The 14,666-nt window shown below is 71.3% G+C and carries 12 protein-coding genes; 4 read left to right on the forward strand and 8 right to left on the reverse strand.

What is annotated here, in order from left to right:
- The first annotated feature begins 101 nt into the window (after positions 1 to 101).
- Positions 102 to 1,286 (forward strand): glycosyltransferase family 4 protein, encoded by a 1,185-nt coding sequence (locus AC4BGE_RS00390; protein ID WP_490574017.1) that lies wholly within the window; start codon positions 102 to 104, stop codon positions 1,284 to 1,286.
- 73 nt (positions 1,287 to 1,359) lie between these two features.
- Here AC4BGE_RS00390 and AC4BGE_RS00395 read toward each other — a convergent pair whose 3' ends face one another.
- Positions 1,360 to 1,521 (reverse strand): DUF2613 family protein, encoded by a 162-nt coding sequence (locus tag AC4BGE_RS00395; protein WP_490570071.1) that lies wholly within the window; start codon positions 1,519 to 1,521, stop codon positions 1,360 to 1,362.
- Between the two features lie 120 nt (positions 1,522 to 1,641).
- A complete protein-coding gene (locus AC4BGE_RS00400) occupies positions 1,642 to 3,390 on the reverse strand; it encodes an MmpA family trehalose lipid delivery protein (RefSeq protein WP_490574018.1) in 1,749 nt (582 codons plus the stop codon).
- Positions 3,391 to 3,452: 62 nt separating this feature from the next.
- Between AC4BGE_RS00400 and AC4BGE_RS00405 the strand changes: the two genes are divergently transcribed.
- The gene (locus AC4BGE_RS00405) at positions 3,453 to 4,724 is read left to right on the forward strand and encodes a lipopolysaccharide biosynthesis protein (protein ID WP_490570069.1); all 1,272 of its coding nucleotides are present in this window, start codon (positions 3,453 to 3,455) and stop codon (positions 4,722 to 4,724) included.
- A 110-nt stretch (positions 4,725 to 4,834) separates the two neighbouring features.
- Here AC4BGE_RS00405 and polA read toward each other — a convergent pair whose 3' ends face one another.
- Entirely contained in the window at positions 4,835 to 7,507 is a 2,673-nt protein-coding gene (polA, locus tag AC4BGE_RS00410; RefSeq protein ID WP_490574019.1) for a DNA polymerase I, read from the reverse strand.
- Positions 7,508 to 7,560: 53 nt separating this feature from the next.
- Between polA and AC4BGE_RS00415 the strand changes: the two genes are divergently transcribed.
- Entirely contained in the window at positions 7,561 to 8,013 is a 453-nt protein-coding gene (locus AC4BGE_RS00415; protein WP_490570067.1) for a hotdog fold thioesterase, read from the forward strand.
- Between the two features lie 11 nt (positions 8,014 to 8,024).
- Here AC4BGE_RS00415 and AC4BGE_RS00420 read toward each other — a convergent pair whose 3' ends face one another.
- Positions 8,025 to 8,597, reverse strand: coding sequence for a GNAT family N-acetyltransferase (locus AC4BGE_RS00420; protein WP_490574020.1), 573 nt, complete (start codon positions 8,595 to 8,597; stop codon positions 8,025 to 8,027).
- 303 nt (positions 8,598 to 8,900) lie between these two features.
- Between AC4BGE_RS00420 and AC4BGE_RS00425 the strand changes: the two genes are divergently transcribed.
- Complete coding sequence (locus AC4BGE_RS00425; RefSeq protein WP_490574021.1) at positions 8,901 to 10,247, forward strand: ABC transporter substrate-binding protein; 1,347 nt, start codon at positions 8,901 to 8,903, stop codon at positions 10,245 to 10,247.
- A 119-nt stretch (positions 10,248 to 10,366) separates the two neighbouring features.
- Here the strand turns inward: AC4BGE_RS00425 and AC4BGE_RS00430 are convergent, their stop codons facing one another.
- From AC4BGE_RS00430 to AC4BGE_RS00445, 4 genes are read right to left on the reverse strand one after another with little or no spacing between them, the layout of a single operon-like run.
- Entirely contained in the window at positions 10,367 to 11,146 is a 780-nt protein-coding gene (locus tag AC4BGE_RS00430) for an ABC transporter ATP-binding protein (protein ID WP_490570065.1), read from the reverse strand.
- The gene (locus tag AC4BGE_RS00435; RefSeq protein ID WP_490570064.1) at positions 11,143 to 12,138 is read right to left on the reverse strand and encodes an ABC transporter ATP-binding protein; all 996 of its coding nucleotides are present in this window, start codon (positions 12,136 to 12,138) and stop codon (positions 11,143 to 11,145) included. The genes AC4BGE_RS00430 and AC4BGE_RS00435 overlap by 4 nt, the downstream gene beginning before the upstream one ends.
- The gene (locus AC4BGE_RS00440) at positions 12,131 to 13,252 is read right to left on the reverse strand and encodes a branched-chain amino acid ABC transporter permease (protein WP_490570063.1); all 1,122 of its coding nucleotides are present in this window, start codon (positions 13,250 to 13,252) and stop codon (positions 12,131 to 12,133) included. Before AC4BGE_RS00440 ends, AC4BGE_RS00435 begins: the two co-directional genes overlap by 8 nt.
- Before the next feature lie 12 nt (positions 13,253 to 13,264).
- Positions 13,265 to 14,560: a branched-chain amino acid ABC transporter permease gene (locus AC4BGE_RS00445; RefSeq protein WP_490574022.1), complete on the reverse strand. Its 1,296-nt coding sequence runs from the start codon at positions 14,558 to 14,560 to the stop codon at positions 13,265 to 13,267.
- Positions 14,561 to 14,666: the final 106 nt, after the last annotated feature.

Below are 14,666 nucleotides of genomic sequence, written 5' to 3' on the forward strand. Positions count from 1 at the left end.
CGGCGACCATACCTGACCGATGAGTAACTCCGGCGCCACTCGTGTCGTAGTGTGCTTCGCCAGGGATGAGGGAGTGGCCGGACTTGAGGGAGGAGCCCGCTGTGGGAGGCACGACGCAAGGAGCCGGCGCAGGAACGCTCTCGCTCGAGGGGCGGCACGTGGTCTTCCTGAGCTGGCGCGACGTCCGCAACCCCGAGGGGGGTGGGGCGGAGGTCTACCTCGAGGAGATCGCCCGGGGGCTGGTCTCCCGCGGTGCCCGGGTCACCGTCTTCTGCGCGGCCCACCCGGCGGCGCCGGCCGAGGGGATGACCGACGGGGTCCGCTTCGTCCGCCGGGGCTCCAAGCTCACGGTCTACGCCTGGGGCATGCTGCTGCTGGCCGCCCGGCGCTTCGGGCGGGTCGACGCGGTCGTCGACGTCCAGAACGGTCTCCCCTTCTTCTCCCGGCTGGTCACCCGCCGTCCCGTGGTGGTCCTGGTCCACCACGTGCACCGGGAGCAGTGGCCGGTGGTCTACCCGGGACCGATCGCCCGGGTCGGCTGGTGGATCGAGTCCTGGCTCGCCCCCCGCCTCTACCGCCGGTGCCAGTACGTCGCGGTCTCGCGCGCGACCCGCGAGGAGCTCGCCGAGGTCGGCGTCGACACCGCGCGGGTGGCGGTGGTCCACAACGGCACCGCCCCCACTGCGACCCTCGACCTGCCGAGGACGCAGGCGCCCTCCATCTGCGTGGTCGGCCGTCTCGTGCCGCACAAGCAGGTCGAGCACGCGATCGACGCGTGGGCGCGGCTGCGCGAGGACATCCCCGGGCTGCGCCTGCGGATCGTGGGCTCGGGCTGGTGGGAGGACGAGCTGCGCGCGCACGCCGCGAAGGTCGACCCACTCGGCGAGGTGGAGCTGCTCGGTCACGTGAGCGAGGCCGAGAAGCAGCGGGTCTACGCCGAGTCGTGGGTGATGGCGCTGCCGTCGCTCAAGGAGGGCTGGGGGCTGGTAGTCGGCGAGGCCGGCGCCCACGGCACGCCGACGGTCGCCTACCGCTCAGCGGGCGGGACGCAGGAGTCCATCGACGAGAACGTCTCTGGCCTGCTGGCCGACAGCTACGAGGAGTTCGTCGAGGGCCTGCGCCGCGTCCTCACCGACGCCGCGCTGCGCGGCGACCTGGCCGACGGCGCCCGGAAGACCAGCCACCGCTTCACCTGGGAGCACTCCCACGGCTCGTTCGCGCGTGTCCTCCACGAGGTCTGGCACGGAGTCACGGTGCATGCACAAGACCCCGAGGAGACCGTGTAGGTCCTCGGGGTCCTGGGCGGCTGAAGAGTTCCGGAGGTATGGAGCGCCGGTCCTCAGGGGTGCCGGTCGTGCGTCAGTTGCTGCCGTAGTCGACGATGATCGACGACTCGTTGACGTCGGCGGGCGACGACTCGGGCGCGCTCGTCTGGGACGAGATCACACCGACCACGGTCGCGGCGGCGACTCCCGTACCGACCAACAGACTCACAAAGGCACCGATGACGGAGCTTCCCACAGTTGTCCTCCCTCAATTGACTACTCCCTCTACGCTACCAGCCGGTAGAGGCCCAGGGCCATCTTCGTCCCAAAAAAGCGGGGCGCGTCGGGGGCGTAGGGGCGCCCTGGACGCGTCGGGCTAGGCGGAGCGGCCGCGACGACGACCGGCCCAGGGCAGCGCGAGACCCACGAGGACGAGGCCGACCCAGGCCGCCCAGGCGCCCGCGACCGCCGGGCGCCAGGCCGGCGGGTCGCCGCCGGGGTCCGCGTCACCGAGGTCGACGACCTCGAACGCCTCGTTGCCGAAGACGACCGTCCCGGCGATCGGGGGCACGGCCGCATCCAGGTCCCGCTCGATCAGCACCCGATCGACCCCCGCGGCCCGCAGGCCCGCGGCTACGGCGGCGGGGTCGTCGTGGCGCAGCGCGGCGGCGACCCGCCGCGCCAGCGGGTCCTCCCCCGCCAGCACGCGGCCGTCGACGGCCAGCTGGTCGGAGGTGACCACGGGGGCGGAGAAGTAGCGGCCAGCCGGGTTGAGCACCTTCGCGCGGTCGTTCCACTCCGGCGCCCGGTAGCTGGCGAACGGCAGCACCACCACCCGCCCCCCGTCGCCGGCCAGGGCCGGTCGGGCCTCGGCCCAGGGCGCCGGGAAGTCGGTGGGCGCCGGGAGCCCCGCCCCCCAGGCGGCGTCGGGCAGGAAGGTCACCGGCAGGCAGGCCAGCGAAGCCGCCACCAGGCCCCGCTGCCAGCGCTGCCACCTCCCCGCCAGGAGCGAGACGAGCCACGCCACGCCGTGCCCGACGAGGCAGGCCAGCAGCGGCATGCCCAGCCCGAGCAGCCGCGAGCCGTCGCGCAGCAGTCCGCCGCCCGGGACGTGCGCGGCCAGCCAGCCGGTGGCGCCGGGCGAGGCCCAGGTGAGCAGGGCCAGGACCAGGCCCACGACCCAGAGGGCCAGCAGCGCGATGCGCAGCCGCGCCTCGGTGCCCGCCCACCAGGACCGGGCCCCCACGGCGGCCAGGGCCACCAGGGTCACGAGCCCGACCACGGCGAGCAGGGTGTCGCGGCTCGCCGGCACGACCTCGCTGTTCCAGATGCCGCCCAGGGCCAGCGCCTCGAGGGGCGCCGGGAGGAGGGCGCCCCGCAAGGCGAACACCTCGGCGGCCCTCGGGTCGGAGGTGGCGGAGCTCGCGTGGAGCAGTCCCGAGACCACCCAGGGTGCGTTGGCGGCCGCCACCAGGGCCAGCACCACCAGGGCGGTGCCCCGGCGTGCGGCGGCCGCGACCACCGCGAGCGCGAGCATCAGGCCGGCGCTGGGGCTCAGCGAGGCGAGGGGCAGCACCACCGCCAGGGAGGCGGGCAGCCGCCCGGTGGCGTGCAGCCGGTGCGACCACAGCAGCACCCACGGCAGGGCGGCGTAGGCGACCAGCATCGTCCAGTGGCCGAGCAGGAGTCGCTCCACGACGTAGGGGTTCCACACCGCCACGCTCGCGGCGACCAACCGGCCGGGCAGCGGGAGCCCTCGGACCAGCGCCGCGGCCCCGGCCCCGGCGCCGACGAGCGAGGCGACCAGGACCAGCTTCTGCAGCACCATGCCGCCGACGACCTCGTCCAGCACGGCGACGACCGCGTCGGCCGGCACCGCCCGGGGCAGCGCCGGACCCAGGCCGAACGAGTCGGCCCGCAGCGTCAGGTCGGGCACCCACACCATGTCGTAGGCCAGCACGAACCCCGGGCCCAGTGCCGGACCGAGCAGGAGGACGGCCAGCACCGCGGACCAGGCAGCCGGCAGCCACCTCTCCCACCCCACCACGCGGCCTCCGTTCCCCACGACGCTGGGCACACCGTAGTCGGTCGGCAGTCGGTCGGCCCGCCCGGTCAGGGGCAGCATCGCGGCATCCACCGCGTGCCCCCTACCAGCGGGGACGGCGGTTCGGCGTAGTCTCGGCCGACGTGAGAACTCTGAGCGGGCGCCTGCGCGACCTCATGCACAGCGGGGCCGGCATCGCGGTCGCCATGGCGATCATGAACGTCGCCTCCTACGGCTACACGATCGTGGCCGCCCGGCTGCTGGGGCCTCAGCAGTACGGCGCGTTCGCGTCCATGATGAACCTGCTGCTGGTCGTCAGCGTCGTCAGCCTGGGACTCCAGACGACCGCCGCCCGCCGGATCTCCGCCGATCCCGATCACGTCGACCAGATCCAGCGGCAGGTCCTGCGGGTCACCACCCGGGTGGCTCTGGTGCTGGGCCTCGCCCTGCTCCTCCTGTCCCCGGTGATCAACGTCCTGCTCAACCTGGACAACCTGGCGATGGCGGCACTCATCGGGCCGGCGATGGTGCCCCTGACGATGATGGGCGGCCTGGCCGGGACGCTGCAGGGAGAGCGCCGTTGGCTGCCGCTCGGCGTCCTCTACGTGGCCGCGGGCCTGCCCCGGCTGCTCGTGGGCGTCGCCCTGCTCGCCTGGCAGCCGACCGAGTTCTCGGCGATGCTGGCCGTCACCCTCACCTCAGTCGCTCCCGTCCTGGTCGGGTGGTGGGCGCTGCGGCACGACCGGGCCCCGGGGGCCTCCTCCGCGACCCACCGGGGCCGCGCGGTCGCCAAGGAGGCGCTGCAGAACTCCCAGGCGCTGCTGGCGTTCTTCATCCTCTCCAACGTCGACCTGATCGTGGCTCGCAACGTGCTGAGCGGCCACGACGCCGGCCTCTACGCCGGCGGCCTGATCCTGACCAAGGCCATGCTCTTCCTCCCCCAGTTCGTGGTCATCGTGGCCTTCCCGGCGATGGCCTCCACCCGGGGCCGCCGGCGTGCCCTGGCCCGGGGGCTGGGGCTCGTGGGGGCGATGGGGGTGCTCGGCACCCTGGCCGCGTGGCTGCTGTCGTCGCTGGCGCTGAAGTTCGTCGGCGGCCCGGAGTTCGTGGAGATCCAGGACCGCCTCTGGGCCTTCGCGGTCCTGGGCACCGCGCTGGCGATGCTGCAGCTGCTCGTCTACTCCGTGATCGCCCGGCAGGGCCAGCGCTCGGTCTACCTGCTCTGGGCCGCGCTGGCCGCGCTGATCACCGGCGCCGTCTTCACCGACTCCATCGACGGGCTGCTGGCCTGGGTCGCCCTGGTCGACCTCGGGCTGCTCGCGGCGCTCGCCGCCACCAGCCTCTACCTGCTCAGCGACGACGAGGAGCCGCAGCCGCTCGAGGAGACGCCGGCGGCCCTGCCCGACCAGCCCTAGCCCTGCCCAGCCGGTCGAGGCCTGCTGGGGGGCCGGCCGGGCTGGCCGCAGCCGCCGGCCGGCGCACCTTCGTCCTGGTGCGCCGCGTCGTCCTGGTGCGCCGCGTCGTCCTAGTGCGCCGCGTCGTGCCAGCTGCGACCGGTGCCGACGGAGACGTCGAGGGGCACGGTCAGGTCCGCGGCGCGCCCCATCTGGTCGCGGACCAGCGTCTCGAGGGCCTCCAGCTCGCCCTCGGCCACCTCGAAGACGAGCTCGTCGTGGACCTGGAGGAGCATCCGGGAGCGGAGTCCCTGACGAGCCATCTCGCCGTGGACCCCGTGCATGGCCACCTTGACCAGGTCGGCCGCGGAGCCCTGGATCGGGGCGTTGAGGGCCATCCGCTCCGCCATCTCGCGGCGCTGGCGGTTGTCGCTGGTCAGGTCGGGCAGGTAGCGCCGACGCCCCATGATCGTCTCGGTGAACCCGCACCGCCGCGCCTCGTCGACGATGCCGCCGAGGTAGTCCCGCACTCCCCCGAAGGTCTCGAAGTAGTCGTCCATCAGGACCCGCGCCTCGGACGGCTCGATCTTGAGCTGCTGGCTCAGCCCGTAGGCCGAGAGCCCGTAGGCCAGGCCGTAGTTCATCGCCTTGATCTTGGCGCGCATCTCGCCGGTCACCGCCTCGGCGTCGACCCCGAAGACGCGCGAAGCGGTGATGGAGTGGAAGTCGCGCCCGGAGCGGAAGGCCTCGATGAGGAGCTCGTCCTCGGAGAGGTGCGCCATGATCCGCATCTCGATCTGGCTGTAGTCGGCCGTCATCAGGGTCTGGTAGCCCGACCCCACGACGAAGCCGGCACGGATCCGGCGGCCCTCCTCGGTGCGCACCGGGATGTTCTGGAGGTTGGGGTCGGTGCTGGAGAGCCGGCCGGTCGCCGCGATGATCTGGTTGAACGTGGTGTGGATGCGTCCGTCGGGTGCCACCGTCTTGAGCAGGCCCTCGACCGTCTGGCGCAGGCGGCTCACGTCGCGGTGCCGCAGCAGGGCCAGCAGGAACGGGTGCTCGGTCTTGACGAAGAGCTGCTGGAGGGCGTCGGCGTCGGTCGTGTAGCCGGTCTTGGTCCGCTTGGTCTTGGGCATCCCGAGCTCGTCGAAGAGGACGACCTGCAGCTGCTTGGGCGAGCCGAGGTTGATCTCCTTGCCGATGACCGAGAACGCCTCCTCGGCCGCCCGGCGGACCTCGTCGCCGAACTCCTCCTCCAGGCCCTGGAGGTGCTCGAGGTCGACCGCGATCCCGGTCTGCTCCATCCCGGCCAGGATGTGGACGAGCGGGAGCTCGACGTCGGCCAGCAGGCGGGTCCCGCCGTGCTCCTCCACGGCGTCCTCCAGGGCCGCGGCCAGCTCCACCACGGCGCGGGCCCGCAGCATCGCGACGTCGGCCACCGCCTCGTCCTGGTCGAAGAGGAGGGCCTGCCCGTCCTCCACCTCCTCGCGGAGCTCGCGGCGCAGGTAGCGCATGGTGAGGTCGGCGAGGTCGTAGGAGCGCTGGTCGGGGCGGACCAGGTAGGCGGCCAGGGCGGTGTCGCTGCGCAGCCCGCCCAGGGACCAGCCGTGGGCGGCCAGCGCCAGCATCGGCCCCTTGGCGTCGTGCATCACCTTGGGCCGGTCCTCGTCACAGAGCCACGCGGCCAGGGCCTGGTCGTCGGCGGGCGAGAGGGTGGAGACGTCCAGGTAGGCGGCCTCGCCGGACGCGGTGGAGAGCGCGAGCGCCTCGACGTGCCCGGTGCCCGAGCCCCAGGCGCCGCGCACGTGCAGCCCGATCGTCGAGGTGGCGTGCTCGGCGAGCCACCCCGCGACCTCGTCGGTGGCCAGCACCACGCCGCTCAGCTCGAAGCCGGCCTCCTCCACGTCCTCCTCGGAGGTGAGGGACTCGAAGAGACGCTCGCGCAGGACGCGGAACTCCAGCCCGTCGAAGAGGGTGTGCACCTCCTGCCTGTCCCACGGCTGCCGGAGCAGGTCGTCGGGGCTCAGCGAGAGCTCCAGGTCGCGCACCAGCGCGTTGAGCCGGCGGTTGCGGATCACGTCGCCCAGGTGGAGACGCAGGTTCTCCCCGGCCTTGCCCTTCACCTTGTCGGCATGGGCGATCACGTTGTCCAGACCGTCGTACTCGTTGATCCACTTGGCCGCGGTCTTGGGCCCCACCCCGGGGATGCCCGGGAGGTTGTCGGAATCCTCGCCGACCAGCGCCGCGAGCTCGGGGTAGCGATGCGGGGGGACGTTGTACTTCGCCTCGACGGCCTCCGGGGTCATCCGGGCCAGCTCGGAGACCCCGCGCATCGGGTAGAGCACGGTGGAGGTCTCCCCCACCAGCTGGAGGGAGTCGCGGTCCCCGGTGAGGATCAGCACCTCCATGCCCTGGGCGACCGCCTGGGTGGCGAGGGTGGCGATGATGTCGTCCGCCTCGTAGCCCTCGACGGACAGGTGGGGGACGTGCAGGGCGTCCAGCACCTCCTGGATCAGCGGCAGCTGGCTCTTGAACTCGTCGGGGGTCTTGTTGCGCTTGGCCTTGTACTCGGCGTACTCCTCGAGCCGGAAGGTCTGCCGGGACCGGTCGAAGGCCACCCCGACGTGGGTGGGCTCCTCGTCGCGCAGCACGTTGATCAGCATCGAGGTGAAGCCGTAGACGGCGTTGGTCGGCTGACCGGTCGTCGTGGAGAAGTTCTCCACCGGCAGCGCGAAGAAGGCGCGGTAGGCCAGGGAATGGCCGTCGAGCAGGAGCAGGCGGGGGCGGGAGGGTGTCGCGGTCACGTCCTGACCCTATCCGCCGACGGCGACGGGGCCGCGTCCCCCAGAATGGGGCCATGAGCGAGCAGCGGAGCACCCCCGACCACGACACCCCCCTCGACGACCTCGTCGCCCTGATGTCCGAGCACAACGGAGCGCTCGGCGACAAGATGGGGATCAAGGTTCTCGAGCTCTCCGCCGAGCGGGCCGTCGCGACGATGCCCGTGGAGGGCAACACCCAGCCCTTCGGCCTGCTCCACGGAGGTGCGTCGGTGGTGCTCGCGGAGTCGCTGGGCTCCATGGCCTCCGCCGTCCACGCCCACCCCGACCGCATCCCGGTGGGCGTCGACATCAACGCCACCCACCACCGCTCGGCCACCTCGGGACTGGTGACCGGCGTGGCCACCGCCATCCACCGCGGGCGGACCAGCACCGCCTACGAGATCGTGATCAGCGACGACCAGGGACGCCGGCTGTGCACCTCCCGGATCACCTGCGCGCTGATCCCGGCAGTCCGCCCCACCGACTGAGGCCGCGGGGGTCAGGAGACCCGCTCACCCCGCCGGCTCCGCCGGGCCGCGAGGACCCGGTCGAGGTGACGGCTGCCCTGCTGCCCCGCCCGCTCGGGGCGCAGGGCCACCAGCCGGTGGCGCACGCTCTGGGTGGTCGCCATGCGCAGGGTCGCGCTCGCGCCCAACGAGAGCCTCGCGAAGAAGCGGTTGGCCTCGCGGGACCCCGAGATGGCGGCCGCGCCGAGCAACGGGACGTGGCGCTCCTCGGCGAAGGCCACGGCGGCCTCCATCAGGGCGGTGCCGACGCCTCGCCGGCGGTGGTCGGGATGCACGTGAGGGGCGACGACGTGCACCACCGGCTCGCGGTTGACCGGGGAGATCGTGCTCACCTGGAGGTAGACCGCGCCGGCGGTCCGGCCGTCGACCTCGGCCACCAGCACCCGGACCCCGGAGGAGGGGGCGGCCGCCGTCCCCAGGATGCGCGCGACGTCGTCGGCCTGCTGCTCCTGCGAACCCCGACGCAGCGCGTCGCCCCACAGCTCGACCAGCGCCTCCGCGTCGTCGGGCGTGGCGGGTCGCATCGTCACGCTGGCTCGCACCATGGTCAACCTCCGACAGCCAGGACCCGGCCACGCTCTTGCCCCCCGCACGCGCCGGGTGAACACGATAGCGGCTCCGCCTGCACTCCGGCAGGGGCGGTTCGGACCGGTGGAGGAGGAGGTGTCCGGAGATCCGCGCATTCCACTGCCCGGGTCCGGATGCCGGGCACATGGGTAACGAATCGGCAACGACCCGGGACGGGCGGGGCTCGTCGGGGTCTCTCAGCCCTACCTTGACAGGGCTGAGCCCACCCTGTCTGGAAAGGGCGCCGGTGGAAGACAACTCCTGAAAGAAAGGTTCACGACGTGAATCGATCCACGACAGCCTCCTGGCTGAAGGTGATGGCGGGCGCTGCCACGCTGTCCCTCGCGCTCACCGCCTGCGGTGGCGACACCGATGAGTCTGAGTCCGGCAACGAGGCCAGCGACTCCCCGTCGGCCGAGGCCGCCGAGATGACTTTCACCAACGACGAGTGCAGCGGCGACGTCACCAGCGCCGACACCTTCAAGGTCGGCGGCATCCTGCCCCTGACCGGCAACCTGGCCTACCTCGGCCCCCCGGAGATCTCGGGCGTCGGCCTCGCCGTCTCCGACATCAACGCGGCCGGTGGCGTCGGCGGCGCGGACGCCTGCCACACCATCGAGGACTCCGGCGACTCCACCGACATGTCGATCTCCACCGCGGCCGCCCAGAACATGGTCTCGGGCAAGCCCTCGGTCGTCATCGGCGCGGCGTCGTCGAGCGTGTCCCTCAACTTCGTGGACACCCTCACCGACAACAAGATCGTCCAGATCTCCCCGGCCAACACGGCGCTCGACCTCAGCGGCTACTCGGACTTCTACTTCCGCACCGCTCCCCCGGACACCATCCAGGGCAACGCGCTGGGCAACCTGATCGCCCAGGACGGCCACCAGCGACTGGCCTTCCTTGTCTTCAACGACACCTACGGCACCGGGCTGCGCAACGCGGTCGAGAAGACCTTCACCGAGGCCGGTGGCGAGGTCGTCTACGGCGGCAAGGGCGACGGGGACGAGTTCCCGGCCGGCCAGACCACCTTCTCGGCCGAGGTGACCGCCGCGCTCAACTCCTCGCCGGACGCGATCGTGGTCCTCGCCTTCGACGAGACGAAGGCCATCGTGCCCGAGCTCGCCTCGCAGGGCTGGGACATGCCGAAGACCTACTTCACCGACGGCAACACCGCCGACTACACGAAGGACTTCGAGGCCGGCACGCTTGAGGGCGCGCAGGGCACGATCCCCGGTGGTGAGGTCGCCGAGGACTTCGGCGACAAGCTGATCGCCTGGTACGAGCAGGCCGAGAACGAGACCCTCAACGACTTCGCCTACGGGCAGGAGTCCTACGACGCCGTGATCCTGGCCGCGCTGGCCGCGGTCAAGGGCGGCGACACCAAGTCGACGACCGTCCAGAAGAACCTGGCGGCCGTCTCCGGTGCCACCGACGGCGAGGAGTGCACCTCCTACGCCGACTGCGTGGAGCTGATCGAGGCGGGTGAGGAGATCCGCTACGTCGGTCCCTCCGGCATCGGCCCGATCAACGAGGACAACGACCCGTCCTCTGCCTACGTCGGCATCTACACCTTCGACGGCAACAACAAGAACGAGCGCTCGGGCACGGTCGAGGGCAAGATCTGACCTGCACCACCGCGCACGCGGAAGGCCCCGGACCGAGAGGTCCGGGGCCTTCTTCGTGCGCTGTTCCGGGTGCTGATCCGTGTGGGCCGGGCGGAGGTCGCCCTCGCCCGGCGGAGCCGTCAGGCGGGGGCCTGGGTCTCGGTGCCCTTGGTCTCCACGTCGGCTGCGAGCGTGCCGAGGTAGAGCTCGATCACCCTGGGGTCGTTGGCCAGCTCGCGGCCCGAGCCCGTGTGGGCGTCGCGGCCCTGGTCGAGGACGTAGCCGCGGTCGCAGATCTGCAGGCAGCGGCGCGCGTTCTGCTCCACCATCACCACGCAGACCCCGGTCTTGTTGATCATCCGGGTGCGCAGGAAGGTCTCGTCCTGGCGCACCGGCGAGAGCCCGGCCGACGGCTCGTCGAGCAGCAGCACCGAGGGCTCCATCATCAGGGCCCGGGCCATGGCCAGGGACTGGCGCTCACCACCGGAGAGCGCGCCGGCACTCTGGTTGCGCCGGTCGTGGAGCACCGGGAAGAGGTCCCACATGGCGGCCAGCCGCTCGCTGACCTTCTTCGGCCGCAGGAAGAGCCCCATCCGCAGGTTCTCCTCGATGGAGAGGCTGGGGAAGACGTTGTTGGTCTGCGGGACGAAGCCCACCCCCATCTCCACCAGCTTGTTGGTCCGCGCGTTCGTGATGTCCTCGCCGTGCAGGCGGACCGTCCCCTCGTGCACGTTGACCAGGCCGAAGATCGCCTTGAGCAGCGTCGACTTGCCGGCGCCGTTGGGCCCGATGATGCCGATCATCTCGCCCGGGTAGGCGGTGAGGCTGCACCCGTTGAGGATGTTGACGCCCGGCAGGTAGCCGGCGACGATGTCCTGCGCCTCGATGACGGGCACGGACCCGTCCGTGAGCTGGCTCATCGGCTCTCCTCCGTCGTGCCGGCCGGGTGGGGCTCGGCGGGCTCCTCGTCCTGCGCCTCTTCGGCGAGCTGTTCCATGGTCTCGTCGGTGAGCAACGAGTCGTCGCCCAGGTCGGTGTCGTGGTGGGCACCCAGGTAGGCGTCGATGACGGCCGGGTTGCTCATCACCTCGCCCGCGGCTCCCTCGGCCACGATCCGGCCCTCGGCCATCACGACCACCCAGTCGGAGATGTGCCGGACCATGTGCATGTCGTGCTCGACGAACAGGACGGTCATCCCCTCGTCGCGCAGGCTCTGGATGTGGCCCAGGAGCGACTGGGTCAGAGCCGGGTTCACCCCGGCCATCGGCTCGTCGAGCATGATCATCTTCGGGTCCGTCATCAGCGCCCGCGCCATCTCGAGCAGCTTGCGCTGACCGCCGGAGAGGCTGCCGGCGTAGTCGTCCTTCTTCTCCAGAAGCTTGAAGCGCTGGAGGAGGTCCTTGGCCTTGGCCTCGATCTCCCGCTCCTGGGCCCGCCACAGCGGCGAGAGCCAGGACTTCAGCAGGTTCTCCCCCGCCTGTCCGGTGGCGCCCAGCATCATGTTGTCGAGCACCGTCATCCGGTTGAGCGCCTTGGTCAGCTGGAAGGTGCGGACCATGCCGGCGCGGGCCACGTTGGCCGGCGACGTCTTGTCGAGCTTGGCGCCGTCGAAGGACCAGTGGGCACCGCTGCGCGCCGAGGTGGGCTTGTCGAAGCCGGTGATCAGGTTGAAGAAGGTGGTCTTGCCGGCTCCGTTGGGACCGATCAGGGCGGTGATCACCCCGCGCTGGACCTCGAGGTGGCCGACGTCGACGGCGGTCATGCCGCCGAAGGTGCGCACGATGTTGTCGACCTTGAGGATCGGGTCGGGCTTGGCGGAGCCGGGCTCCGCGGCGACGCCCGCCATCAGCGCTCGGCGCTGCTCGGGGTCGGCACTGTCGAACCGGGCGGTCCCGGTCGTCGTCTCAGACATTGAACCGAAGCTCCCTCTTGTCGCCGAGGATTCCTTGTGGTTTGAAGATCACCAGCAGCATCAGCGCGACGCCCACCACGATCCAGGAGAACTGCTCGGTCTGCTGGCTGTTCATCAGCGAGTTGGGCACCACCACGTCGGCGGTCCCCTTGATGAAGATCCGGACGGTGAAGAACAGGATCGAGCCGAGCACCGGGCCGAAGATGGTGGCCGCGCCGCCCAGCAGCAGGGCGGTCCACGCGAAGAAGGTCAGGGCGCGACCCATGGAGTCGGGCTGCACCGCCGAGGGCAGCACGTAGACCATGCCGCCGAGGGCACCGAGAACGCCGCCGATGACCAGCGCCTGCATCTTGACCGCGAAGGCGTTCTTGCCGAGGCTCAGGATGGCCATCTCGTCCTCGCGGATGCCGCGCAGCAGACGCCCCCAGGGGCTGCGCACCAGCAGGAAGATGCCGAGCACGCACAGGCCGACCAGGGTCCAGGCCACGAACCTGACCCACCACCCGTTGACGCCGGTCATCTGGTAGTTGAGGAAGCCGATGCTGGCCTCCCCGCTGCCGAAGAACGAGAGGTCGGTGAAGGGGTCGCGGTACGTCTTGCCCTGGATGCCCTGGGCGGCACCGGTGAAGTCGGTCAGCAGCGCGGAGCGTCCGACGTAGCGGATGATCTCCGCGGCCGAGATGGTCACGATCGCGAGGTAGTCCCCGCGCAGCTTCAGGGTCGGCAGGCCGAGGATCAGGGCGAAGACCACCGCCGAGAGCAGCCCGATCAGGACCGCCGGCACCAGGGGGACGTCGTACCTGATGGAGATGGTGAAGCCGTAGGCGCCCAGCAGCATGAACCCGGCCTGGCCGATGTTGAGCAGGCCGGTGAAGCCGAAGTGCACGTTGAGCCCGATCACCGCGATGGCGACCGCGGCGGTCTGCGGCGAGATGGCCTCGCGCATCATGGCCCGGGCGATCGAGCCGACGTCGCCGGGGGCGAACTGGCCCACCAGCCACAGCGCGACGAGCCCGCCGACCATCCCGGCGGTGATCACGAGTCCGCGGCGGAGCTTGCTCGGCTCCTGTGCCGGCGCCTCGGCGAGCGTGCGTGCCTCTGCATCCATGGTCATGGGTTTCCCTTCCTACCCGACCCGCTCAGCCTTGCCGAGCAGGCCCTGGGGCCGCACCAGCAGGAGCAGGATGAGAATGAGCATCGCGGTCGCGTACTTGAAGTCGCCGGGCATCCCGAAGACGGGGGCGAGCTCGACGACCATGCCGATGATGAGCGCCCCCAGGAGGGCGCCGAAGGCGGTGCCGAGGCCGCCGAGGGTCACCGCGGCGAAGAGCAGGAGCAGGATCTGCATCCCGGAGTCCCACTTGATGCCGTTGGTGACCAGGGCGTACATGATCCCCGACAGCCCGGCCAGGCCGGTGGCCACCACCCAGACCAGCCGGATGACCTTGTCGACGTCGATCCCGGAGGCCGCCGCGAGGGCGGGGTTGTCGGAGACGGCGCGGGTCGCCCGGCCCACCCGGGTGCGGAGCAGGCCGTAGCCCACCCCGGCGAGGACCAGGACCGAGATGCCCATCGCGGCCAGCGACTGGTAGGTGAGCGTGATCGGGCCCATGTCGAGGACCTCGGGGTTGTCCTGGATCACCCGGACGGTCCGGGCGCCCACGAAGTACTGGAAGCAGTACTGCATGGCCAGCGAGAGACCGATGGTGACGATCATCATCTGGGTGAGGCCGAGCCCGCGGCGTCGCAGGGGCTGCCACATGATGCGGTCCTGGGTCCAGCCGGTGGCGGCGCAGATCAGCACGGTCAGGGCCCCGCCGATCCAGAGGTTGAGCCCGACCACGTTGACCAGGCCGTAGGCGACCATGCCGCCCAGGGTCACCTGCTCGGCGTGGGAGAAGCTGGAGAGCCGCGTGGTCCCGTAGATCAGGGAGAGCCCCACCGCCGCCAGCGCGAGCAGCAGCCCCAGCCGCAGGCCGTTGACGGCGCTCTGGGCGAGGTACTCGGTGAAGCTCCGCTCGGAGCTGAAGTTCTCGGTGCGGACCGGGATGAGGCCGGGGATGGTGGCCCCGAACCGGGCCTGGACGGTGACGACCTCCTCGCCGGTGGTGCCCACGCCGTCGGGGAGCGTCTCGGGGTCGACCTGGAGGGTCCACGGACCCTCCTCCTCGACCGTGAGGTTCCACTTGCCCTGGTCGTTGGTGGTGAGAACCGTCTCCTCACCCGACGGGCTGGTCACCTTGACGTCAACGTCGGGGACCACGCCCTCCTCGGTGCGCAGGGTGCCGCCCAGGCAGCCGGTGGTCTCGCTCGGCATGCACAGCGTCATCACCGCCTGGGCCGGTGGCACCAGCGACCAGGCGATCCCCGCCACGAGCATGACCAGCAGCAGCCGGAGGCTGCCGGCGGCTCGTGGCGACACCTGGGGCGAATCTTGGCGAACCTTCACTCGAGGCCTCCCATCAGCACGCCCCGTCGCGGACGCACACGGAAGTGTAGGTGTGACGCGCCACATTGGGGAGGATCGG

This window comes from Nocardioides sp. Z50_6 (genome assembly GCF_058215755.1).

Coding starts and splice junctions, on each gene's coding strand:
- AC4BGE_RS00400 (WP_490574018.1), bottom strand. CDS start 3,390: ATGCTGCCCCTGACCGGGCGGGCCGACCGACTGCCGACCGACTACGGT.
- AC4BGE_RS00415 (WP_490570067.1), top strand. CDS start 7,561: ATGAGCGAGCAGCGGAGCACCCCCGACCACGACACCCCCCTCGACGAC.
- AC4BGE_RS00420 (WP_490574020.1), bottom strand. CDS start 8,597: ATGGTGCGAGCCAGCGTGACGATGCGACCCGCCACGCCCGACGACGCG.
- AC4BGE_RS00430 (WP_490570065.1), bottom strand. CDS start 11,146: ATGAGCCAGCTCACGGACGGGTCCGTGCCCGTCATCGAGGCGCAGGAC.
- AC4BGE_RS00435 (WP_490570064.1), bottom strand. CDS start 12,138: ATGTCTGAGACGACGACCGGGACCGCCCGGTTCGACAGTGCCGACCCC.
- AC4BGE_RS00440 (WP_490570063.1), bottom strand. CDS start 13,252: ATGACCATGGATGCAGAGGCACGCACGCTCGCCGAGGCGCCGGCACAG.